This window comes from Nonomuraea sp. CX421 (genome assembly GCF_059358955.1).
In genome coordinates this window covers 212,084-236,130 of the sequence record NZ_JCADBK010000005.1, presented here as the reverse complement: position 1 = coordinate 236,130, position 24,047 = coordinate 212,084, and the positions used below count along the sequence as shown (strand labels likewise).

Below are 24,047 nucleotides of genomic sequence, written 5' to 3'. Positions count from 1 at the left end.
CACTAATCCGCGGCGGGCGCCGGGCTGAGCTCGGCGCCGAAGTCGTGCGCGATGCCCCGCAGGCGCTCGGCCAGCTCGTCGCGGTCCAGCGCGTCGATGCGCTCGGCCGGTCCCGACACCGACATCGCGGCCACCACCCGCCCACCGCCGCGCACCGGCACGGCCAGGCAGTGCACGCCCAGCTCCTCCTCGCCCAGGTCCATCGCGTAGCCACGGTCCCTGACCAGGTCCAGCTCGGCCAGCATGGCGTGCACCTCGGTGATCGTGTTGGGCGTGCGGCGCGGCATCCCGGTCCGTTCCAGCAGCGTGACGGCCTCCTCGGCGCTCCGGTCGGCGAGCAGCACCTTGCCCACGGCCGTGCTGTGCGGCAGCACCCTGCGGCCCACCTCGGCGAACATCCGCAGCCTGCGCGGCGACTGCGCCTGCGCCACGTACACGATGAAGTCGCCCTCCAGCACCGCCAGGTTCGCCGTCTCGCCCGACAGCTCCACCATCCTGGTCAGGTACGGCTGCGCCCACTCGCCGACCATGCCCTCGGCGATGCCGCCCAGCCGCACCAGGCCACCGCCCAGCGCGTAGCGGCGGCCTGAGTCCTGGCGCACGTAACCCCGGGTGAGCAGCGTCTGCAACAGCCGGTGAATCGTCCCGTACGGCAGGCCCGTCCTGGCGGCGATCTCCGACAGCCCCGCCTCGCCGCCGTGTTCGGCCAGCGCCTCCAGCACGTCGAGCGCCCGCTCGACCGACTGCACGCTCATGCGGTCACCGGGCTCACAGGGAGACCCCGCGCAGCGAGGCGTCCAGCACCTCGGCCGTGTGCGCCACCCTGATCGTGGCGCCGCCTCGCCGCATGGCGGCGGCGATCTGCATGGTGCAGCCCGGGTTGGCCGACACCAGCAGCTCGGCGCCGGTCGAACCGACGGCCTTGGCCTTGCGGTCGCCCAGGTCGCGGGCCGCCTCGGGCTGGAAGATGTTGTACGTGCCCGCCGAGCCGCAGCAGATGGCCGCCTCGGGCACCTCGCGCAGCTCCAGCCCCGGGACGCCGCGCAGCAGCTCGCGCGGCTGGGCCCGGATGCCCTGCGCGTGGGCCAGGTGGCAGGCGTCGTGGTAGGCCACGGTGAACGGCAGCGGATGCCGCTCGGCGACCGGGCCCAGCTCGACGAGGAACTCCGACAGGTCCATCACCCGGAAACCCGGCTCGGCGCCGAGCAGCTCGGCGTACTCCTTCATCGACGACCCGCAGCCGGCCGCGTTGACCACGACCGTGTCGACCCCGGCCTTCCGGAACGTCCGCACCGTCCGGCGGGCCAGCCGCCTGGCCTGATCGGCCCGTCCGGCGTGCACGCTGAGCGCCCCGCAGCAGCCCTGACCGGCGGGGATCAGCACGTCGCAGCCCTCCAGCGCGAGCACCCGCGCGGTGGCCGCGTTGACCTGTGGGAAGAACTCACCCTGCACGCATCCCGTCAGCATGCCGACCACGGCCCGGCGCTCGCCTCTGGCCCTGACCAGCCGCGGCATCCGCTGCCGCCGTTCGACCCGGGGCGCCAGCCCGGCCATCGCGCCCAGGCTCGGATGCGCCCGCTCCAGGAAGGGCGCCAGCCGCTCGGCCAGCCACATGCCGGGCCGCAGCAGCCGCAGCCTGCGCGGGTAGGGGAACAGGCCGAAGACCAGCCCGCGCACCGCCCGCTCCCGGGGCTCGCGCTCGTGCGCGCGCTCCACCTCGGCCCTGGTCTGCTCGATCAGCCGGTCGTACTTCACGCCCGACGGGCAGGCGGTGACGCAGGCCATGCAGCCCAGGCAGGCGTCGAAGTGCCCGGCCATCTCGGGCGTCACCGGGGTGCCCTCGACGTGCTGCTTCATCAGATGGATCCGGCCGCGCGGCGAGTCCATCTCCTCTCCCCACAGCACATACGTGGGGCAGGTCGGCAGGCAGAAGCCGCAGTGCACGCAGTCGTCGATCAGCTCCGGATCCATTTCAGATCCCTCCCACGAAGCGGCCGGGAGACATCCTGCGTCCCGGGTCGAACCGTTCCTTGACCCGCCGCATCAGCGGCAGCGCGCCGACGGGCCCCCACCGCTCCACGCTCTCGTACGGCGAGGCCGGCACGGTCACCACGGCCACCCGCTCCCGCAGCCCGGCAACCGCGGCCGCCAGCGCCTCCTCGGTGACCTCGTCCACGGGCGCCAGGTGCAGGCGGCCGGACACCGGCGAGCCGCGCAGCCGGAACCCCGCGTCGCGGGCGGCGTCGAGCACCCCGTTCAGAGCGTTCGGCGGGAACCGTACCTCGACCAGCACCTCACCCGCCGGGCGGGCGGCATCCGGTGTCTCGCCCGCCGACCGGCCGCCCTCCGGCGTCTCAACTCGTGTCTCACTTCGCGTGTCGCCCGCCGGGCCGTATCCGGTCGGCGGCTCGCCGTCGGGAAGCAGCCCCCACCAGGGCGGCGGGCCCGGCGTGATCTCGCCGCCGCCCGCGACCTCCCGCAGCGCGCGCGCCCGGAGGTCGGCCGCCGACCCCTCGATCAGCGCCGCCACCGCGACCGGGCCGCCGGGGTCGGGCCGGTCGATCTCCACGGCGCTCGGCTCGGCCTGCGAGGCCGCCAGCGCCGCCGCGAGCTCCCGGACCCGCTCGCGGGCCACCCGCGTCACCAGCCAGCGCCGGTCGGCCGGCAGCGGATGCAGGCGGAACGTGGCCTCGGCGATCACGCCCAGCGTGCCGTAGGAGCCGGTGAAGAGCTTGCCCAGGTCGTAGCCCGCGACGTTCTTGACCACCTTGCCGCCGGAGCGGGCGATGGTCCCGTCGGCCAGCACGACCGTGATGCCGATCAGCAGGTCGCGCGGCGTGCCGTAGCGGAAGGAACGCGGCCCGGCCGTGGCGGTGGCGAGCGTGCCGCCCACCGTCGCGCCCGGTGCGGCGTCCAGCGCCAGCTCCTGGCCCTCGGCGGCGAGCGCGGCGGTCAGCGCGTCCATGGTGACCCCGGCCTGGGCGCGCACCACCAGGTCACCCGAGGCGTGTTCGAGGATCTCGTTCAGGCAGCACAGGTCGAGCAGCACGTCGCAGCGCTCGGGCGGGCGGCCCCAGTGCAGCTTGGTGCCGCCGCCGACGGGCGCCAGCGCGAGGTCCTGCTCGGCGCAGACGCGCAGCACCGCCGAGACCTCCTCGACCGTCTCGGGCAGCGTCACCCAGCGTGGCACGACCCCGGCCACGGCGTCGCCCTCGTCGGCGTCCCTGATCGTGACCCCGGTCCTGTCCAGCGACTCGCGTGATTTCAGCCGTGACATCAGAACTGCTCCGCCTTGCCCGACTCGACCAGCGGGTGCGCGCCCTTGCGCACGCCCGGCACCTCACCGCACAGGCGCGGCGTGGGGAACACCTTGCCGGGATTGGACAGGCCGCGCGGGTCGAAGGCGCACCGGACCAGCTGCATGGTGTCGAGGTCGGCCTCGGAGAACATCCTCGGCATGTAGCGGGCCTTGTCGACGCCCACGCCGTGCTCGCCGGTGATCGATCCGCCGTGCTCGACGCACAGGTCGAGGATGGCGCCGGAGACCACCTCGGCCCGCTCGCCCGCCCCGGGCTCGCCGTCGTCGAACAGCACCAGCGGGTGCAGGTTGCCGTCGCCGGCGTGGAACACGTTCGCCACCCGGATGCGGTGCTCGGCCGACAGCCGGTCGATGGCGGCCAGCACCTCCGGCAGCGCGGTGCGCGGCACCACGCCGTCCTGCACGATGTAGGCCGGGCTGATCCGCCCCACGGCGGCGAACGCCGACTTGCGGCCCTTCCAGATCGCGGCCCGCTCGGCCGGATCGGCCGCCACCCGCAGCTCGAACGCCCCCGAGCAGATCTCCTTCAGCCGGTCGAACTGCCGGGCCACCTCGGCGGCGGGCCCGTCGAGCTCCACGATCAGCACCGCGCCCGCGCCCTCGGGATAGGAGCAGGCCACCGCCGCCTCCGCGGCCTCGATGGACAGCGCGTCCATCATCTCGATCGCGGCCGGCACGATGCCCGCCGCGATGATCGCCGACACCGCGGTGCCGCCCTGCTCGATGCTCTCGAACGCCGCCAGCACCGTGGTCACGCTCTCGGGGGCGCGGCTGAGCCGTACCGTGATCCTGGTGGCGATGCCGAGCGTGCCCTCGGAGCCGACGAACGCGCCCAGCAGGTCGTAGCCCGGGTCCATCCGGTCGAGCGTGACCAGGTCGCCGTCGGGGGTGACGATCTCACAGGCCTCGACGTGGTTGACGGTGAAGCCGTACTTCAGGCAGTGGGCGCCGCCGGAGTTCTCCGCCACGTTGCCGCCGATCGAGCAGATCTGCTGGCTGGACGGGTCGGGGGCGTAGTAGTAGCCCTGCTCGCGCACCGCCTCGGTGATGGCCAGGTTGGTGACGCCCGGCTCGACCACGGCCCGGTGGTTGGGCAGGTCGATCTCCAGGACGCGGCGCATTTTGGAGGTGACGATGAGCACGCCGTCCTCGCGGGGCAGCGCGCCGCCGGACAGCCCGGTGCCGGAGCCCCGGGCCACGAACGGCACCGCGAACTCGTTGCACAGCCGCACCACCCGGGCCACCTGCTCGGCGGTCTCCGGCAGCACGACGACGCCCGGGGTGGCCCGGTGGTAGGTGAGGCCGTCGCACTCGTAGGTGCGCAGGCGTACCGGATCGGTGATCACCGAGTCGGCGGGCAGCGACGAGCGCAGCGCCGCCGTCAGCGGGTCGAGCGCGGCGGTCGCAGGCGGGGCGTCTCCAGCATGCAAGGGGTCTCCAGGTCGCCCGTTTCCGGTCTCAGTTCATCTTTGGTTATACCCGTCCGCTTATGTCCGGTGCCGATGCACCGGACATAAGCGGAAATTTCTTTACATAGGGGTTTCTACGGCATTCGAGCGTACGCGGGCAGGGTCAGGAACTCCGCGAAGTCGTCGTCCAGCGCGACCTCCTTGAACAGCGCCGTCGCCTGGGCGTAGAGCTCCTCGTCGTAACCGGGCTCAGTGGCGATCTTGGACAGCTCGTCCTCGATGATCTGCTCGACCAGCGCCTTCGTCACGGTCGCGCCGGTGTCGGCGAGCGTGATGTCGTTGTGGATCCACTGCCAGATCTGCGAGCGGGAGATCTCGGCCGTGGCCGCGTCCTCCATCAGGTTGTGGATGGCCACCGCGCCCAGCCCGCCCATCCAGGCGGCCAGATAGCGCAGCGCCACGTCCACGTTGTTGCGCAGGCCGGCCTCGGTGATGTCGCCGGGCGTCTCCGACACGGCCAGGAGATCGGCCGCCGAGACGCTGACGTCCTCGCGCTTCCTGTCGAGCTGGTTGGGCCGGTCGCCGAGCACGCCGTCGAACACCTCGCGGCAGATCGGCACCAGGTCGGGGTGCGCCACCCACGAGCCGTCGAACCCGTCGCCCGACTCGCGGGTCTTGTCGGCCCGGACCTTCTCCAGCGCCACCGCGTTGACCTCGGGATCGCGCCGCGACGGGATGAACGCCGCCATGCCGCCGATCGCGTGCGCGCCGCGCTTGTGGCACGAGCGCACCAGGAGCTCGGTATAGGCCCGCATGAAGGGCGCGGTCATCGTGACGGCGTTGCGCTCGGGCAGCAGGAACTCACGGCCCCGGGTGCGGAACTTCTTGATCACGCTGAACAGGTAGTCCCACCGGCCCGCGTTGAGCCCCGCCGAGTGCTCGCGCAGCTCGTACAGGATCTCCTCCATCTCGAACGCGGCCGGGTACGTCTCGATGAGGACGGTCGCCCTGATCGTCCCCTTCGGGATGCCGAGGAGCTCCTGGGCGCGGACGAACACGTCGTTCCAGAGCCGCGCCTCCTGGTGCGACTCGATCTTGGGCAGGTAGAAGTAGGGGCCCTTGCCCTTGGCGAGCTGCCGCTGCGCGCAGTGGAAGAAGTAGAGGCCGAAGTCGAACAGCGAGGCCGAGACGGGCCGCGAGTCGACCTGGGCGTGCTTCTCGTCGAGGTGCCAGCCGCGCGGCCGGACCACGATGGTGGCCAGCTCGTCGTCCGGCCTGAGCGCGTAGGACTTGCCGCCCGACTCGAAGTCGATCGTCCGGTCGAGCGCGTCGCGCAGGTTGAGATGGCCGCTCACGCAGTTGGCCCAGAGCGGGGAGTTGGCGTCCTCGAAGTCGGCGAGCCAGACCTTGGCGCCCGAGTTGAGGGCGTTGATCGTCATCTTCCGGTCCACCGGGCCGGTGATCTCGACGCGGCGGTCCTCAAGGCCGGGGGCCGGCGTGGCCACGCTCCACTCGCCCTCCCTGATCTCCTTCGTCTCGGGCAGGAAGTCGAGCGTGCCGCCCGCCGACAGCTCGGCCTGCCGCGCCTGCCGGGCCTCCAGCAGCTCCAGCCGCGTGGCGCCGAACTCCCGCTGCAGGGTGCCCACGAACTCGAGCGCCTGAGGCGTGAGGATCTCGTCGAACCGTTCGAGAATCGGACCGGTGATCTCCATGTCTCCTCTTTCCGTTATGTGGAAAACAAGTTCTGGATTATGGAAGTGGAAGCTACTTTACCCGGCGTCACCCGGTCAAAGTCCGGGGGGTCGCCCGAGGGAGATGTCGGGGGCATCCCCGATGCGCGGGAACCATGCCCGGGAGAAGATCCAAGGCATGAAGACAATCGTGATCGCGGGCGGGCTGCTCGCCTCGGCGGTCCTGCTGACGGGCTGCGGGCTGCAGAGCCTCGCGGGCCCCGCCAACCAGGACGTCGTCAACTACGAGGTCGCCGACAAGGTGGCCAAGCTGGATCTCAGGACGGCCTCCGGTGATGCCGTGATCACCGAGCACGACGGCACCGCCGTCCGGGTCACCGAGACCCTCCAGTGGAGCGACACCAGGCCCGAGGCCGAGCACCGGGTCGACGGCGACACCCTGTTCATGACCTACACCTGCAAGGGTGCGGTCAACTTGGGCAGATGCGCCGTCAACTACAAGATCGAGATTCCCAAGGGCCTGCGCGTCATGGTCGACACCGGTTCCGGCGACATCACGCTCAGGTCGCTGACCGGCCCGCTGGAGACCTCCTCCGGCTCCGGCGAGGTGTCCGGCACCGGCCTGGCCGGCAAGACGCTCGTCGTCGAGACCGGCTCGGGCAACCTCGACCTGAAGTACGCGTCCCCGCCCGACAGCGTCGAGGTCAAGACCGGTTCGGGCGACGTCGTGCTGCACGTCCCCGACGGCTCCTACGCGGTGTCCACCGAGACGGGCTCGGGTGACGTCGCGGTGTCGGTCAAGGATGACGACGCGTCCCCGCACAAGATCTCCCTCAAGGGTGGTTCGGGCGACATCAGCCTGCTGCCCGGATAACTAGGTGCTTACGCGGGGATGTCATGCCACGATCGGGGAAGACACTGCGGTGTCCAGACGTTCCCTCATAGAGATGACACGAATGCACGAATACTCCGAGCTCGACGAGTTCGAGACCGGCGACATGGACCTAGAGGAGCGCCAGGCGCTGCGCCGCGTGGCCGGCCTCTCCACCGAGCTGCAAGATGTCTCCGAGGTCGAATACCGGCAGCTACGCCTTGAGCGGGTCGTGCTGGTCGGCGTGTGGACCTCGGGCACCGCCGTCGACGCCGAAAACTCGCTCCTCGAGCTGAAACTCCTGGCCGAGACCGCCGGATCCGAGGTGCTCGAAGGCCTCGTCCAGCGCCGCCAGAAGCCCGACCCGGCCACCTACATCGGCTCCGGCAAGGCGCTCGAGCTACGCGACGTGGTCGAGTCGACCGGCGCCGACACCGTGATCTGCGACGGTGAGCTGACCCCCGGCCAGCTCCGCCAGCTGGAGGAGACGGTCAAGGTCAAGGTGATCGACCGCACCGCGCTGATCCTCGACATCTTCGCCCAGCACGCCAAGAGCCGCGAGGGCAAGGCCCAGGTCGAGCTGGCCCAGTTGCAGTATCTCCTTCCGCGTCTGCGCGGCTGGGGTGGCAACCTGTCCCGGCAGGTCGGCGGTCGCGCCGCGGGCGGCGTCGGCATCGGCGGGCGTGGTCCCGGTGAGACGAAGATCGAGCTCGACCGGCGCCGCATCCGCGAGCGGATGGCCAAGCTACGCCGCCAGATCGGCGGCATGTCGACCTCTCGCGAGACCATGCGCCAGCGGCGCAGCCAGCGCGAGGTCCCGGCGGTCGCCATCGCCGGCTACACCAACGCGGGCAAGTCCTCGCTGCTCAACCGCATCACCGGTGCCGGTGTGCTGGTGGAGGACTCCCTGTTCGCGACCCTCGACCCGACGGTCCGCAGGGCGCGCACGCCCGAAGGCAGGGTGTTCACGATCGCCGACACCGTCGGCTTCGTCCGGCACCTGCCCCACCAGCTGGTCGAGGCGTTCCGGTCCACGCTGGAGGAGGTTGCCGACGCTGACCTGATCCTGCACGTGGTCGACGGCTCACACCCCGACCCCGAGGGGCAGCTGGCCGCCGTACGCGAGGTCTTCGCCGACATCGAGGGCGCCTCCGACGTGCCCGAGATCGTGGTGATCAACAAGGCCGACGCGGCCGACCAGGACGTGCTCGACCGCATCGCGAGGCGCGAGCGCGACAGCATCGTGGTCTCCGCCCGCACCGGCGCCGGCATTTCCGAGCTGATGGAGCTCATCGAGCGTGAGCTGCCCAGGCTCGACCACGAGGTGCTGCTGCTCGTTCCCTACGACAGGGGCGACCTCATCTCGCGGGCCCACAAGGAGGGCGAGGTGCTCTCGGTCGACCACGGCGGCGACGGTACCGTCCTGCACGCCCGGGTGCTGCCCGGCCTGTTCCAGGAGCTGGTGCGTGTCGGCAAGCCGGTCGAACGCGTCTCGTAGGGCTCTCAGAGGGGCGGCTGGGGCAGCTCTCGCCGATAAATAGCGCAGAGTTGCCCAAAAGCGACAGTGGTCCTCGCATCGCGGGATTGCTAGGATAAGCCAAGCCTTTCGACGCTAATGACGCGGGTTCCGGATGATGGCTGGTGTGAATCATGTTGCCTGCGGGGGCCAGAGGGGGAAGCCGGGGCATGGTGGTGCCTGGGATGATTGGGCTATCTTCCGAATAACCCTGTACAGCGAGCCAGCCTGTGAAATAACGTAACTGAACTGAAATCGCCGGATCATGAGTCCGGCGATACGGTCACCGCACAGCCTTACGCGGATGAGAGCAGGAGACCCCCCATGTCGTCCGTACCCGGAGCCGGCTCAGCGGGCGCGGCGCCAGCCGTGCGCTGGGCGTTGTGCTCGTGCGGGGCGGTGGTGCGGTGACTGTTCGGCTCCTGACCAACATCGGCCGCCTCTGGACCGGCAACGAGGTCCTCAGCAACGCGGCCATCCTCGTGCACAACGACCGCATCGCGTGGGTCGGGCGAGCGCCCGACCTGCCGCAGAGCGTGCCCGGAGTCGTCGACGACATCGTCGACGTCGACCACGTCGAAAACCTGGGCGGCGCCCTGGTCACGCCCGGTCTCATCGACGCCCACACGCATCCCGTCTACGCCGGCAACCGCTACGCCGAGCTGGCCATCCGCACCGGTGGCTCCACCTCCTCGGCGATCACCGCCGCCGGTGGCGGCGTGGGCTCCACCGTCACCGTGACGCGCGGCACCGACCCGTGGACCCTGTGCAACGGCGTGCGCGAGCGGCTGCGCGGCTGGCTGCTCAACGGCACCACGACCGTCGAGGCCAAGACCGGCTACCACCTGACCCGCGACGGCGAGCTGGCCGACGTGCGCCTCCTGCGCGAGCTGGAGAAGGAGCCGATGATGCCGCGGGTGCACGTCACCTTCCTCGCGGCGCACGTGGTGCCTCCCGAATACTTCGGCCGCCAGCGCGAATACGTCGAGGCCGTGGGCGCCTGGTGCGCCGACGCCGCGGCGGCGGGCGCCGACAGCGTCGACGTCTACTGCGACGAGGGCCACTTCACCACCGAGGAGTCCCGCTGGGTCCTCGCCTCGGGCCGCAACGTCGGCCTGCTGCCGCGCATCCACGCCGGTCTCTTCAGCCGGCGCGGCGCCGTGCAGCTGGCCGCCGAGCTCGGCTGCGCCTCCGCCGACGGGCTGCACCACATGTCCGACGAGGACATCGCGATCATGTCCCGCTACGGCGTCCCCGCGGTCGTCTGCCCCGCGACGGCGCTCCAGCGCGGCAAGGTGCCGCCGGTCCGGCAGATGATCAAGCACGGTGTCCAGATCGCGCTCGGCAGCGACCACAACCCCGGCTACTGCGGCATCACGTCGATGTCGCTGGTCATCGCGATGGCCGTGTCGGCGTTCGGGATGAGCGTCAACGACGCGCTGCGGGCCGCCACCCTGGGCGGCGCCACCGTCCTGGGCGCGCCCGACCGCGGCGTTCTCGCTCCCGGCCGGCTGGCCGACATCGTCCAGTGGGACGCCGACCACGAGGGTGCCTTCGCCTGGTCCTTCGGCCTCAAGCCGCGCCGCGTCTGGCGGGGTGGGACCCCGGTCCAGTAGTTAATCTCGGTGTATGCCGCAATCGGTCGCCGTAGTCACTGATTCCACCGCTTACCTGCCGTCTGTCTCCGATATCTCGGTTGTGCCCGTGCAAGTGATCTCGGCCGGCGTCTCGTACGACGAGGGTTCCTTCACCGGCGACCTGACCGGCGCGACCACCTCACGCCCCGCGCCCGCGCGCTTCGCCGCCTGCTACTCCGCCCTCGCCGCCGATGGTGCGGCGGCCATGGTCTCGATCCACCTCTCCGGCGACCTCTCGGGCACCGTGGAGGCGGCAGGGCTGGCCGCCCAGGAGGCGCCCGTGCCGGTCGAGGTGATCGACAGCCGGTCCATCGCCATGGGGCTCGGCTACCCCGTGCTGGCAGCCGCCCGGACCGCCTCCCTCGGCGGCACTCTGGAGGAGGTGGCGGGCGCCGCCCTGCGTTGCGTGTCGCGGACGCGGTCGTTCTTCTACGCCGACTCGCTCGACCGGTTGCGACGCGGCGGGCGGATCGGCGCGGCCGCCTCGCTGGTGGGCTCCGCCCTCGCCATCAAGCCGCTGCTGCACGTCGTGGACGGGCGGGTGTCGTTACTGGAGAAGGTACGCACCTCCGCCAGAGCCATTTCGCGCCTGGAGGATCTGGCGGTGCAGGCCGCCGGGCCGCAACCGGTCGAGGTGGCCGTGCAGCACCTGGAGGCGCGGGAGCGCGCCGAGTCGCTGGCCGAACGGCTGCCCAAACGGCTGCCGGGGCTCGTGGAACTACGCGTGGTCGAGGTCGGCGCCGTCATCGGGGTCCATGTCGGGCCCGGCATGCTGGGTCTGACGGTCACCCTGCCCGGCTGACGCCTTCCTGGCCGGGGATCACCCGGCGTCGCGCGGTCCATGGCGTCCGTTTTCCGTCCCCGCCGCCTCGGTGACGACCGTCCGGGCCCTGGTGGGAGACACAGCGTCAGCGCGTGGCGCCGGTCTTTGGCGCCCGCCTTCCGCCGGCTGGGCTGTCCGGGCCGTTGGTTCTGGCTTGTCCACAGGACCGTGACCCCCTGCCGGGTTGTCCCCAGAACGTCGTTCGCCCCAACGCTCCAGGACCCCGGGCTTCTACGTTCGTCCGCGTGCGCACCCACGACCCGACGGCCGAGCAGACCATAGCCGAGTCGCGTCTCCGGTCGATCACCACGCCCGAGCGCCGGTCCGAGCGCGCCGCTGTGCCGTCACTGGATTCACGTTCCCAGACTCCGATCGCCACCTCCGGCATCGCCACCCCCGGTTCGGCTCCCCGCCCTCCGGCCGTGCCGCCCATCTCCGTCCCGCCGTCATTCGCGGCCTTCCGCACCGCCATCGCGACCCAGGCTCCGGCGCTCGACCCCGGCCGTCCAGGGCTCCGCGTCCTGCTCGTGCTGGGCGTGTTCGCGGCGGTGGTCGCGGGCGTCTTCCTCTGGCGATCCCAACCCGCCCCGGAGCCCCTGACCGCCCCATCGCCCATGCAGCCACTGCCCATGGCCACGCCCGCCGCCTCCACCCCTACGGCACAGCTGACCGTCCACGTCACCGGCAAGGTGCGCAAACCAGGCGTCTACACCCTCCCCCTAGGCGCCCGGGTGACCGACGCGGTGACCGCGGCCGGGGGTGCACGGCAGACGGCCGCCACGGGCTCGGTCAACCTGGCCAGACGCCTGATCGACGGCGAGCAGATCGTCGTCGGCGCCCCGGCGGGCCCCACGGCCCCCGGTGCGGCGCAGGCAGACCCGGCCACCGCCGTGCTCGACCTCAACGCGGCCACACCGGACCAACTGGAGCAGTTGCCGGGCGTCGGCGAGGTCCTGGCCGCCCGCATCGCCGAGTTCCGCACCGCCCACGGCGGATTCACCAGCGTCGACCAGCTACGGGAGGTGAGCGGCATCGGGCCGCGTACCTATGACGAGCTCAAAGGCAAGGTCCGCGTCTGACATGTCCCGCGATCTACCTGCCACCCCATGCGGCGAAAGCCGGCCAGGAGACCCTCCCGCGAGCTCCCCGGGCGACGCCGCGAGCGCCTGCGGCGACGCCGCTCTGAGCAGCCACTCGCCGCACCTGCTCGGTGACGGCTCTCTGAGCAGCCACTCGCCGCACCTGCTCGGTGACGGCTCTCTGAGCGGGCGCTCGCCGCACCTGCCCGGTAACGCTCCTTTCAGTGAGGACGCACCGCCTCCGCCTGGTAGTAGTGGTCTTCTCAGCGAGCATTCCTGGGTTCTGGTCCTGCCCGCGCTCACGGTGTGGGCCGGTGCGCTGGTCCTGCTCGGGTGGTCCGCGACGGCCAGCCTGATCGTCTTCGCTGTGACCTCGCTTGGAGCCCTGGCCACGGCATGCCTCTTGCGTACAGGCAGGCAAGCCCCAGCATTCCGGGGCACGGCATGGTTCCGGCGCGCGCGTGGGGTGGCTCCAGCCTCCCACCCGCTTCGCCATGTCCGCCCGACCTGCGCCCAGCTGAAATCCTGGCTGGCCGCCTCACTTGGCCGGAGGATCGTCGGCGCTCGCGGGCAGCGCTGGTTCACCTCCTCGGCCCCGTGGCCCTGGCGCAACGTGACCATCGCGGTGCTGGCGTGCCTGGCGGCCACCTCGGCGGCGGTGGGTCTCCGGGTATACGCCGTCAGCACCGGGCCGGTGGCCGAGTTGGCGGCGAAAGGGGCGACGGTCACCGCAGAGGTCACGTTGACGGACGACCCGAGGGTGATCAGTCGCGGGCGTTTCCACCGGGAAAGGGTGGTGGTTCCCGCCGAGCTCGAGGTCTATCGCACCGCCCGGCAGCGCGTGGTGACGCGGACGCCCGTCACCGTCTTCGCCAACGGTGCCGAGTGGCGTTCCCTGCTCCCGAGCCAGCGTCTGGAGGTCACCGCGAGGCTCGCCCAGGCGACCCCTGGCGACCTGGTGAGCGCCGTTCTGCTGGTCCGGGGCCCACCCAGGGTCCTCACCCGGCCCAGCCGGCTGCAGGCCGTGGCAGGCACGCTCAGGGCCGGCCTGCGCACCGCCGCGGACGCGCTCCCCGCCGACCAGCGTGGTCTCCTCCCAGGGCTGGTCGTCGGTGACGTCTCCCGGATGGATCCTCAGGTCAGCGCTGACCTCAAGGAAGCGGGTCTGAGTCACCTCAACGCGGTGAGCGGCACCAATCTGTCGATCGTGGCAGGTGCGGCACTGGCCCTCTCGCGCCTGGCGGGCCTTCCCCTCGTTCTGAGAGCCGTCTTCGCCGCCATCGCCATGATCGCGTTCGCGGTGGTGGCCCGGCCGTCTCCCAGCGTCCTGCGCGCACTCCTCATGGGCCTCGTCGCCGCCGTCGCCCTCGCCACCGGCCGCGCCAAGGACGGCGTGGCGGCACTTTCGGCGGCGGTTCTCCTGCTGATCCTCTTCGCCCCCGAGCTCGCCCGTTCGTACGGCTTCGCCTTGTCCGTCCTCGCAACCGCCGGAATCCTGCTCCTCGCCCCTCGCTGGCGAGACCGCCTGTCGAAGCCATCACCTCAACCGACTCCACCGGCCGGTCCACATCCCGACGACGGCCTCCCGCCACGGACGAGTCCACGGAGCATCGCCTATCTGGCACGGCCGATACCGTCCGACAACGGCGAAACCACGCCTGAGCCCGACGCGGCGGACTTGAGGCGATCGGCAAGGCGTCGCGAAGAGCGGGCGCGACCGGCCGGCTGGGATCGGCTGCGGGCACGGCTGGGTCACGAGCGTGGAGCGCGTGTGCGGCGGGCCGGACGACAGGTACCTACGCGGTTGGCCTGGCGCCGGATATTCGTGCGGTTGGCCGGGCGCTGGACACCCGCCTCGGTGGCGGAGGGCCGGATGCCCGCGCGGGCGGCGGAGGGCCGAGTGCACCTGCGGGTGGCGGAGCGACGGACGCGGATGCCGAGGTGGGTGGCTGAAGCCGTGGCGGTGCCCGCGGCGGCGCAGGTGGCGGTGACGCCTGTGCTGGTGTTGATGGCCGGTCAGCTGTCGCCGGTCGCGGTGCCGGCCAATCTGCTGGCCGGCCCGGCCGTGGCGCCCGCGACCCTGCTGGGCTTCACCGCCGCGCTGATGGCCCCCTTCTGGCCCGAGGCCGCCCGGCTGCTGGTCGTCCCCGCCGGTTACGCGGTGGGCTGGATCATCACGGTCGCACGGGGGGCGGTGAACATCCCCATGGCGACCCTGCCGTGGCCGGGTGGCGTTCAAGGGCTGGGTCTGCTCGCGATCACGGTCACCGCTGTGGTCGTCCTCTGGAGACGCCACGCCTGGCGAGCGGTGGCCCTGGCGGTGGCCGGGGGAGCCCTGGTCGCGGTGTACGTCATTCGCCCCATCGCCGCGCCCTGGCCGCCCAAGTCGTGGTTGATGGTGATGTGCGATGTGGGGCAGGGCGACGGCCTGGTGATCGCGGCAGGGCCCGGGCGAGGCGTGGTGGTCGACACCGGTCCCGACCCCGTGGCCATGGATCGCTGCCTGCGCACGCTGGGGATAGACGAGGTGCCTCTGGTGATCCTCACCCATCCCCATGCCGATCACGTCGACGGTCTGCCAGGTGTCCTCAGAGGCCGGCGCGTCGGCGCGGTGGTCGTGAGCCCTTACCGCCCCGGCTCCGGCGATCCGGCCCCCGGAAACTCACACTCACATTGGCCTCAGAAGGGTCATGAGTCTCATGGGTTCCACTCCTATGAGTCCCTCGGGTCCGACCGGTCCCGTCCGTCCCGGCTGTCGGACGATCTGGCCAGGCGTCGCATCCCCGAGTGGACGGCGGCGGCAGGCACCCGGTGGCGCCTGGGCCCCTCGGAGCTGACCGTCCTCGGCCCGGCGCAGGGGCACGCCAACAGGGGACAGGGCGAGGGGAGCGAGATCAACAACTCCAGCGTCGTCGTTCACGTACGCTGGCGAGCCGGTTCGGCCCTGCTCAGTGGCGATATCGAGATCGAGGCCCAAGACCGGCTGCTCCATGGTCCCCTGCCCGTCGCCGACATCCTCAAGGTCCCGCATCACGGGTCCCCCCGGCAGGATCCGGCCTTCTTCGCCGCGGTGGGCGCCCGTGCGGCACTGATCAGCGTGGGCGCCGGCAACGACTACGGCCACCCGGCCCAGCCCACGATCGCCCTCCTCAACCGCCTCGGCGCCCGCGTCTACCGCACTGACAGGTCCGGCGACCTCGCGGTGGTCGAGCAGGACGGTGCCCTCGCCGTCGTGGCCCGAGGACGGTGACGGTCGAGTACCAGATTGGCGGCGGGGCGTGGCATGCTGCTCGACATGGCGCGTACCGATCCAGCACTCGTGACCCTGGTCGTCGGCGACGAGGAGCTGCTGGCCGAGCGGGCGGTCGCCGCGGTCGTGGCGGCGGCGCGAGCCGGTGAGGCGGGCGCCGAGGTGCACGATCTCGTCGGGTCCAAGGTGACGCCGGGCGAGGTGACCCAGCTGACCTCGCCGTCCCTGTTCGGGGACCGGACCGTGGTGGTGATCCGGTCCGCGCAGGATCTGGTGAAGGACGTCATAGCCGAGGTCGTGGCCTACGCCGCGGATCCCTCCGAGGACGCCGTTCTCGTCCTGGCGCATCCCGGCGGAGTCAAGGGCAAGGCGCTGGTCGACGGGCTCAAGAAGGCCAGAGCCGAGGTCGTCACCGTCAACAAGGTGACCAAGGCGGGGGAGCGGCTCGACTTCGTCAAGGGTGAGATCAAGCGGGCGGGGCGGGGCATCTCCGCCGACGCCGCTCAGGCGCTCCTCGACGCCGTGGGCAACGATCTCCGGGAGTTGGCGGCGGCCTGCAGCCAGTTGGCGTTCGACACCGAGGAGAAGACGATCGACCTCGCGGCCGTGGGCCGCTACCACAAGGGGCGGGCGGAGGTCACCGGGTTCAACGTGGCCGACTCGGCGATCGAGGGGCGGCTCGGTGAGGCCCTTGAGCAGCTGAGATGGGCGCTCGGCACCGGTGTGGCGCCGGTGCTGCTGGTGAGCGCGCTGGCCGGCGGGCTGAGGTCCGTCGCCAAGGTCGGTGGAGCGCCCCGCAATCTGCGCGGCGGGCAGCTCGCCAGCCATCTGGGCATGCCGCCGTGGAAGATCGACCGGGTCAAGCGCCAGCTCAACGGCTGGGGCCCCGAGGGCCTGTCCCGGGCCATCCAGGCCGTGGCCGAGGCTGACGAGCAGGTCAAGGGCGGCGGCGCCGACCCCGCCTACGCGCTGGAGCACACCGTCCAGGTCATCGTGGCCAACCGCACGGGCCGCTGACCCGCCTCTCGGCTGACGCGTCCCGCACGGGCCGCTGACCGGCCACTCGGGTGACGCGTCCGCCATGCGGTGCGATCGCGTGAGCTGACCCATCGGCGCCGACTGTCAGGACTCCTGCAGCGCGGCCTCTCGAAGCACGCCGTCGCGGATCTCCAGCACCCGGTCCGCGAGCGTGATGAGGCCGGGGTCGTGCGTGGCGACCAGCGCGGTGACGCCCTCGCTGCGCACGAGGGCGCGCAGCAACTGCATGATCTGGCGGCCCGTCTGGGAGTCGAGCTGCCCGGTCGGCTCGTCGGCGACCAGCAGCTTCGGCCGGTTGGCCAGCGAGCGGGCGATCGCGACGCGTTGCCGCTGGCCGCCGGACAGCTCGTACGGGCGTTGGTTGGCGTGCTGCTCCAGCCCGACGAGGGCGAGCAGCATGCGGATCCGCTTCTCCCGCTCCGCCACCGGCGTACGGCGGAGCCGCATGGGCACCCCGACGTTCTCGGCAGCCGACAGCACGGGGATCAGCCCGAACGACTGGAACACGAACCCCACCACGTCGCGGCGCAGCTCCAGCAGGTCGCCGTCGGACATGGAGGTGACCTCCCGCCCCTCCACGACGACCCGGCCGGCGTCGGGCCGGTCGAGTCCGCCGATCTGGTTCAGCAGCGTGGTCTTGCCGGAGCCCGACCGGCCCCGGATGGCGATCAGCTCGCCGGGGAACGCCTCTAACGACACCTCGCGTAGCGCGACGACCTCCTTGGGCCCGCTCCGGTAGACCTTGCGCAGGCCCTCCACCAGGACCAACGGCTCACTGCTCATGGGAGGGCTCCTCTCGGGCCGGCCATACGCCGATATGGTCGGACTCGAGTTCGAGGCGTACCCGGCGTTCCATCTCAAGGGCGTTCATGAAGTCGCGGGGGAGCTGTAGCCGGCCCACCCGGTCGAGCACCGCGTACTCCTCCGCCACGAGCCGGCCCTCGGCGTCCTCCCGGCGCAGCGTCTCGCTGCTGGTGCGCCCGTCGCGGATGCCGATCGTACGGTCGACCTGCTCCGACACGAGCGGGTCGTGGGTCACGATGACCACGGTGACGCCCAGCTCCCGGTTGGCCTTGCGCAGCGCGTCGAACACCTGGGCCGAGGTCTCGCTGTCGAGCTCACCGGTCGGCTCGTCGGCCAGGATGAGCTGGGGGGAGTTGGCCAGGGCGACCGCGATGGCCACCCGCTGCTGTTCGCCACCGGACAGCTCGGCCGGTCCGTGCCCGGCGCTGTGGCCCACGCCGAGCAGGTCCAGCAACTCCAGCGCGCGGCCTCGGCGGGCCTTGCCGGCCAGCTTCATCGGCAGCTCGACGTTCTCCCGCGCGGTCAGGTAGGGGAGCAGGTTGCGCGCGGTCTGCTGCCAGATGAACCCGACCACCTCGCGCCGGTAGCGCAGCCGGTCCTTGGCGGTCATCGCGAGCAGGTCCATGCCCGCGACCCTGGCCACGCCGGCGGTGGGCACGTCGAGGCCGGACAGCACGTTGAGCAGCGTCGACTTGCCCGAGCCCGACGCGCCCACGATGGCGACCAGCTCGCCGCGCTGGATGAGCAGGTCGAGCCCCTGCAGGGCGACCACCTCGACGCCCTCGGTCTTGTAGATGCGCACCAGGTTGTCGCAGACGATGTGCGCGTCGCCGCCGAAGGCGGCCCGTTCGACGCTCGCCTGGGCTTCCAGCTCGGACAGGGTCGGATTCACGTGAGCTCACCCACTCGAAGCGTGGCGCCGAGGGCGCGGCGGCGGCTGATGGCGGTGTGGACGTAGGCGCCGAGCACGGCCGCGAAGGCGAGCCCGGCGGCCAGGAACGCGGGCGTGACCAGGTCGAGTTCGAATTCGCCGACGGCCACCCCGCCCGCGTAGGAGGACAGGTCCACGCCCGGCCCGAGCGCCGCGGGCAGGCCGAGGCCGAGCGCCAGGCCGACGACCGCGGTGATGAGGATCATCGGGAGCACCTCCAGCACGGTCAGCCGTCGCGCCTGCCGGTCGGACAGCCCGAGGGTGCGCAGGAACGACAGCGCCCTGGCCCGCTCGGCCGCGCCGATCACCAGCGTGACGATGACCGCGACGAGCGCGTACGCGGCCAGCGCGATCGTGGTGACGAGCAGCACGCTCCGGACGGTGGTGGTCAGCGGCCCGCCCTCGATCGAGGCCAGCTCCCCGGCCTGCGTGGTGACGGTGGCGCGCGGCGATCCCGACGCCTTGAGGACGGCCGCCGGATCCGCGTCGCCCTTGATGAGCAGCGCGTTGACCGACGGGCGTTCGTTCACCTCGAAGGGCAGCACCAGGAACGGCTTGCCGGAGAAGAACCCGGGCACCGAGGAGACCACGCCGCGCTCGGTGACCTTGGCCCGCCTGAGCCAGCCGACGTCGATGGTACCTCGCCCGCGCAGCTCGGGCGAGACCAGCGCGGGGACACCGGACGGCACGCCCGGCATGGCCGGCACACTGATCGGCGCGCCTGCCAGTACCCGCCGCCACCCGTCCAGGTCGACCGCGATGGCGTCGGCCCGCTCGCCGCCGTAGCCGAGCTGAACCTGGGCCGTCTGCGCGGGCACGACGAGCTCCACGCCCGGCACCCGGCGGACCCGTTCGACGGCGTCGGGCGGCAGCTCGACGGCCGAAGTGAGCCTGATGGGCGCCCCCGCGTTCTGCCAGGAGGCCAGCCGCTGGGTGTCGGCGATGCCGCCGGAGATCACCGAGGCGAACACCGAGACACCGAGTGCGGGCAGCAGGATGAGCACCGGCAGCACGCTGCCGGACCGCGCCCGGGCCGCCCTGGTCAGCCCCAGGAACGGAACGGCCGGTCGGCGGCGGGCGGCCAGGCGTACGAGCAGGCGCAGTGGATACGGGTAGCAGCGGATCGTGATCAGCGCGGCGGCCACCGTCAGGGCGATCGGCACGAACAGCAGGAACGGGTCGTCCCCGGCGCCCTCGGCGGTCAGGCCGCGGCTGCGCAGCAGATAGGCGCCGGCCAGTGCGAGCACCACGACCAGCGCCTCCAACGTGATCCGCCGGGCCGAGGTGCGGGTGGTGACCACGTCGTCACGGCGTTCGTGCAGCGGCGCGCGATGCGTGAGCGCCAGTCGCGCGGCGGCGAACCCGGCGGCGGTGACGACCACCAGCGCGGGCCCGGCGTGCACGATCCACGTCACCGGCCCGGGGATCAGGAAGGACAGGGCGTAGCCGGCCAGCGCGGCGGGCGCCACCACGCAGGTCGTCAGCGCCGTGCCCGCCCCGGCGACCTGCCGCAGCGACCCGCCGCGTGCCCGCGCCAGCGCCAGCGAGTGGTCCATCCGGTCGGTCAGCAGGTGCACGGACAGCACGATCACGCCGAGGGCCACCGCCAGCAGGCCGCCGAGCACCAGGAACATCACGGTCCGCGCGGTGGCCATCGCGGCGCTGAAAGCGGTCAGCAGCTCGGGCAGGTGGGTCTCCAGCCAGGTCCGAGTGGACACGCTCACCGACCGCAGCGCGACCCCGCGGTCGAAGACGGTGATCGCGGTGGCGATCTCGGACGTCCCGAGTGACGAGAACGCCTCCGGGTCGACCGGCAGGACCCAGCCGTAGCGCAGGTTGCGGTCGGCGCCGCTCAGCTTGGCCAGGCCGCTGTCGGAGATCAGCGCGGTCGTGCGCCTCTCCGGGTCGAGCTTGCCGGGCGGCTGTGTCTCGGTGACGCGCAGAACGTCGCCGTGGTGGCTCCAGTAGCGGTCGGCGGGGTCGGTGGCCGCGAACACACCGACGATCCTGACCGCCGCGGGGTGACTCTCCCCGATGATCGCCACGTCGCCGAGCCGGAGGCCCATCTTGGCGCGGGCCTCGTCGACGACGCCCACCTCGAACACCGGGATGGTCGCCTGCTCGTACGCCATGGCGGAGGGCGCGCCGGGAGCTCGGCCGTCGATCCAGCGGACCCGCCGGTCGGCGTCGGACAGCCAGGCCAGGTTGACGAACCGCATGCCGCCGGACCCGCGGACCGGCGTGTCGTACGTCTTGGCGCTGGCGTGGCCGGTGGAGGCGCCGGCCGGGACCACGAGCGGACGCAGCGGCCCGGGCAGGAGCGCCCGGTACTCCGCGTCCCTGGAGTCGAACTGGGCGCGCTCGATCAGGTCGTCCTCGCGGGAGTTCGTCGCGACCCGTACGGTGAGATCGACCTGTGAGGCCCCCGCGCCGCGCAGCGACTCGCGCAGCGCGTCATCGAACGAGCCCTGCACGAGCCGGGGCAGCCCGGCGACGAGCAGGCAGGCGCTCAACGTGAGCACGGCGAGCACCGCCATCGTGCCGAGGTGCGCCCGGGCGAGCGGCAGGATCCTCACTGGTCCTCCCCGATGCGGAGCACGCGGCCGAGCCCCTGACCTCGCAGGTGCCGCGCCAGCCCGGCGACGATGGCGAACAGCAGCATGGCCACCCCTGCCAGCAGGCCGCCGGTCGCGAGCCACGGAATGTCGAGGACCACGCCGGGCGTGACGGCAGCCGCCTGCCCCGTGAGCACGATGTGCGGCACCACGAGGACCCCGACCACGACCGCGAGTACGGTCCCGGCGATCAGCGACAGTCCGATGACGAACGTCTGCTCGATCGCCAGCAGTCCGAACACCTGCCGGAAGCTCACGCCGAGCGCCCGCAGGATGGTGAACTCCGACATCCGCTCCCTGGCCGCGACCACGGCGTTGACCAGGAACCCGAGGGCCGCGAACACCAGCGCCGCGACGAAGCCGAGGATCAGCGCCCCCTGCAGGCCGGTGGCCAGCGGGTCGTCCTGGAGTTGGGCGGCGAGCGCGCGCTGCTCGACGACGGTGACGTCCCACCCGGGATTGCGCTTAAGCGCCGCGTGCGCGGGCCCGGCGTCGCCGCCCTCGGCGGCGAGCCACCACTCGGTCGCGGGCCGGGCGAGCTGCCCGGCCGCGAGCCCGATGGCCTGCAGGTCGCCCCAGTCGACGAGCACCGCCTGCTGGTCGGGTGCCGTCGCCGGCATCCGGTCCACGATGCCGGCCACCCTGATGTCGACGGTGTTGCGATCCAGGCTGACGCGTCCGACCTCGCCGGTGGCCAGGTCGAGCGTGGCGGCGAGGTCGGCCGTGAGCACCACGGGCAGCGCCCAGGCCGTCGAAGACGCGCCCAGGGCGAGCGCGACCGGCTGCGATCCGACGACGCCCAGGGTGGCGGGTAAGGGGATCGGCCCACCGTCGGCGCTCAGCCCGGTCAGCGTGACCGTCGGGGCGCCGCTCTGGGGCCGGCCCGTGACCAGGCCGCGGATCGACAGCGGGTAACTGATCTTCCCGCTCCGCCCGGCCAGCGTCGTGAGGTCCACCTCGATCCGGTTGTCGCCGGTGCGCAGCACGCCCAGCGGCAGCTCGCGCCACACGTCGAGGGCGTCGGAGACGACCAGCCGGAGCGGCGCGTCCATGTCCGTCCGCGCCCGTACGGTCAGCGTGGCCGGGCGGCCCCGGAGCTCCAGGGCCGCGGCGCGCGGGACGCCCTCACGAAGCGCGCGGGACAGGTCGGCGACCGGCCGCGCCGACAGGTCGGGACGGAGCTGGAACACGTCCTCCAGCTTGGCCGCGTCGAGCCCGAGCAGGACGGCGTCCTCGCCGCCGAACTCGACCTGGCCGCGGAAGGCGGGCGAGAGCGCCGTGACGCCCGGCAGCGCGGCGAACGCCGTCCCCCGGCCGAACGTGCCCAGCTCGGGCCCGTTCGGCGGCCCCGAGATCCGCAGGTCGGCCCCGGCCTGATGGCGGGCCTGGTCCTGCTGCGAGGTGCGCCAGGTGGACGCCGTGGCCATGGACACGATGCCGATCGCGATCGCCATGGTCAGCAGCAGCGCCGGGCCGGCGTACCTGAGCGGGCGCCTGCTCACCTGCCGGGCGCCGAGCGCGGGGGCGAACGTGGTCCGCACCTCGGTCAGCCGTTCGGCGAGCTTCGACACGCGCGGGACCAGGCGCAGTCCCAGCATGCCGCCGGTGAGCAGCGCCAGCGCCGGCCCGGAGATGATCAGCGGGTCGATGCCGAGGTCGCCGCCGGCCGTGGTGGTGACGGGGGCGCCGTAGTGGCGCAGCTGCCAGATGGCCAGCCCGGCCACCACCAGCAGCGCCAGGTCCGCGCCCGCCCGCTCGATCAGCCCGCGCCCGCCGCCGCGCCCGCGCGCCGACTGCTCCTCCACATAGGTACGGCGCGCGCCCGCCAGCGCCGGCAGCACGAGCAGCACGGCCGCCGCCAGGGCGACGCCGAACGAGACGAGGAACGTGCCCAGGTCGATCGGCGGCGCCAGCCGCACCCCCGAGGCGCTGATCCACGGCAGCGAGTTGACCAGCGCCAGCAGCGGCGGCCCGAGGAACGGCGCGATGATCGCGCACGGGATCGCCACCAGCAGCGCCTCACCGCCGGCCAGGGACGCCAGCCGCGGCGTGCCCGCGCCCCGCGAACGCAGCAGCGCGATCTCCATCCGGCGGTGGTCGGCCAGCAGCCGGGCGGTCAGCATGAGCGCGTACGCGGACAGCAGGAGCAGTTGCAGCACCGGGATCAACATGGTCGAGCGCGCGACCAGGGAGGCGGTGCCGAGCTGGGTGAGGAGCTCGGGCAGCCGGCTGGCGGCGGTGCAGGAGCCGCAGCCGTTCGCGTGCAGCGCCGACCGCAGCTCGGCCACCCGGGCGGCGAGCGGGCGCAGTTGCTCCGGCGTCAGCGCGCGCAGGTCGGGGACCGCCGTCCAGGTCGCGTTGACGTTGGTGGCGAAGCGGCCGAGGAACGTCTCGCGGGGCACCATGAGCGGGCCGTAGGTGGTGTACTCGCCTGTTTCGAGGCCCCGGCTGAGCAGTTCCTCGCCGCTCCAGCGGTCGCCGAAGGGGTCGTTCAGCTGGAAGACGCCGGTGACGCGGACCTTGACCGGGTCGCCGTCGAGGCGGCTCTCGGTGGTGAACTCCTGGCCGGCCTTGAAGCCGGTCGCGGAGGCGGCCGACAGGGAGATGGCCGCCTCGACCGTGTCGCCCTTCCCGGCGGCGGCGCCGGGCCAGGCGCCGGAGACGAGCCTGGCGTGCCGGTCGAGCCCGTCGTAGCCACCGAACCTGAGCAGCTCTGGCCGCTGGCGGCGCTCCTGGCCGGGCAGCACGTAGGAGTCGGAGCGGAAGCTGGTGGTGAGGTCCGCGGGCGCTCCGGCGTACGCCTCGCCGAACCGGGCGCGTACGGCCTGGTCCAGCCGGGGGAACGTGGCCGCCGTCACCGGCGCGCCGACGGTCGCGGCGACCTGGCCGAGCGAGGCGGTCTCCATGGTCCGGCGCACGCCCGCCTCGGCGATGGAGGAGGCGTACATGGTCAGCGCGACGAGCGTCGTGGTGGCCAGCAGAATCGAGCCGAACGCGGCCAGCAGCAGCATGGGCTGGCTGAACGCGCGCTTGACCACCAACAACCCTCGCATGTGCCCCCTCT

At 72.3% G+C, this 24,047-nt stretch carries 16 protein-coding genes; 7 read left to right on the top strand and 9 right to left on the bottom strand.

Annotated features, from left to right (window positions below; all coding sequences use genetic code 11):
* Positions 1-2: 2 nt before the first annotated feature.
* From AC5L3X_RS12495 to aceB, 5 genes are all read right to left on the bottom strand, one after another.
* Entirely contained in the window at positions 3-755 is a 753-nt protein-coding gene (locus AC5L3X_RS12495; protein WP_189123690.1) for an IclR family transcriptional regulator, read from the bottom strand.
* A 13-nt stretch (positions 756-768) separates the two neighbouring features.
* Positions 769-1,971: a (Fe-S)-binding protein gene (locus tag AC5L3X_RS12490; protein ID WP_494857101.1), complete on the bottom strand. Its 1,203-nt coding sequence runs from the start codon at positions 1,969-1,971 to the stop codon at positions 769-771.
* A 1-nt stretch (position 1,972) separates the two neighbouring features.
* Positions 1,973-3,277 (bottom strand): FAD-binding oxidoreductase, encoded by a 1,305-nt coding sequence (locus tag AC5L3X_RS12485; RefSeq protein ID WP_494857099.1) that lies wholly within the window; start codon positions 3,275-3,277, stop codon positions 1,973-1,975.
* A complete protein-coding gene (locus AC5L3X_RS12480) occupies positions 3,277-4,749 on the bottom strand; it encodes an FAD-linked oxidase C-terminal domain-containing protein (protein ID WP_494857098.1) in 1,473 nt (490 codons plus the stop codon). Before AC5L3X_RS12480 ends, AC5L3X_RS12485 begins: the two co-directional genes overlap by 1 nt.
* A 113-nt stretch (positions 4,750-4,862) precedes the next feature.
* Positions 4,863-6,440 carry a malate synthase A gene (gene aceB, locus AC5L3X_RS12475; RefSeq protein WP_494857097.1) on the bottom strand — a complete coding sequence of 526 codons (1,578 nt, stop codon included), beginning with the start codon at positions 6,438-6,440 and terminating at the stop codon, positions 4,863-4,865.
* 157 nt (positions 6,441-6,597) lie between these two features.
* On the opposite strand from aceB, the gene AC5L3X_RS12470 reads away from it, so the two are divergent.
* The 7 genes from AC5L3X_RS12470 to holA all read left to right on the top strand — a co-directional run bounded on the left by AC5L3X_RS12470 (position 6,598) and on the right by holA (position 16,612).
* A complete protein-coding gene (locus AC5L3X_RS12470; RefSeq protein ID WP_494857095.1) occupies positions 6,598-7,293 on the top strand; it encodes a DUF4097 family beta strand repeat-containing protein in 696 nt (231 codons plus the stop codon).
* 82 nt (positions 7,294-7,375) lie between these two features.
* A complete protein-coding gene (gene hflX, locus AC5L3X_RS12465) occupies positions 7,376-8,788 on the top strand; it encodes a GTPase HflX (protein WP_494857233.1) in 1,413 nt (470 codons plus the stop codon).
* Between the two features lie 425 nt (positions 8,789-9,213).
* Positions 9,214-10,422, top strand: a complete 1,209-nt coding sequence (hutI, locus tag AC5L3X_RS12460) for an imidazolonepropionase (protein ID WP_189123695.1) — start codon at positions 9,214-9,216, stop codon at positions 10,420-10,422.
* 13 nt (positions 10,423-10,435) lie between these two features.
* Positions 10,436-11,245 (top strand): DegV family protein, encoded by an 810-nt coding sequence (locus tag AC5L3X_RS12455; protein ID WP_494857093.1) that lies wholly within the window; start codon positions 10,436-10,438, stop codon positions 11,243-11,245.
* A gap of 266 nt (positions 11,246-11,511) precedes the next feature.
* Positions 11,512-12,345: a ComEA family DNA-binding protein gene (locus AC5L3X_RS12450; protein WP_494857092.1), complete on the top strand. Its 834-nt coding sequence runs from the start codon at positions 11,512-11,514 to the stop codon at positions 12,343-12,345.
* Positions 12,346-12,958: 613 nt separating this feature from the next.
* Positions 12,959-15,595 carry a ComEC/Rec2 family competence protein gene (locus tag AC5L3X_RS12445; RefSeq protein WP_494857091.1) on the top strand — a complete coding sequence of 879 codons (2,637 nt, stop codon included), beginning with the start codon at positions 12,959-12,961 and terminating at the stop codon, positions 15,593-15,595.
* Between the two features lie 33 nt (positions 15,596-15,628).
* Positions 15,629-16,612, top strand: coding sequence for a DNA polymerase III subunit delta (gene holA / locus AC5L3X_RS12440; protein ID WP_494857090.1), 984 nt, complete (start codon positions 15,629-15,631; stop codon positions 16,610-16,612).
* A gap of 105 nt (positions 16,613-16,717) precedes the next feature.
* On the opposite strand, the gene AC5L3X_RS12435 is transcribed toward holA, so the two are convergent.
* From AC5L3X_RS12435 to AC5L3X_RS12420, 4 genes are read right to left on the bottom strand one after another with little or no spacing between them, the layout of a single operon-like run.
* A complete protein-coding gene (locus AC5L3X_RS12435) occupies positions 16,718-17,416 on the bottom strand; it encodes an ABC transporter ATP-binding protein (RefSeq protein WP_494857089.1) in 699 nt (232 codons plus the stop codon).
* Positions 17,406-18,329, bottom strand: coding sequence for an ABC transporter ATP-binding protein (locus AC5L3X_RS12430; protein WP_189123699.1), 924 nt, complete (start codon positions 18,327-18,329; stop codon positions 17,406-17,408). Before AC5L3X_RS12430 ends, AC5L3X_RS12435 begins: the two co-directional genes overlap by 11 nt.
* Positions 18,326-20,944 carry an FtsX-like permease family protein gene (locus tag AC5L3X_RS12425; protein WP_494857088.1) on the bottom strand — a complete coding sequence of 873 codons (2,619 nt, stop codon included), beginning with the start codon at positions 20,942-20,944 and terminating at the stop codon, positions 18,326-18,328. Before AC5L3X_RS12425 ends, AC5L3X_RS12430 begins: the two co-directional genes overlap by 4 nt.
* Positions 20,941-24,036, bottom strand: coding sequence for an ABC transporter permease (locus AC5L3X_RS12420; protein ID WP_494857087.1), 3,096 nt, complete (start codon positions 24,034-24,036; stop codon positions 20,941-20,943). Before AC5L3X_RS12420 ends, AC5L3X_RS12425 begins: the two co-directional genes overlap by 4 nt.
* Positions 24,037-24,047 lie beyond the last annotated feature (11 nt).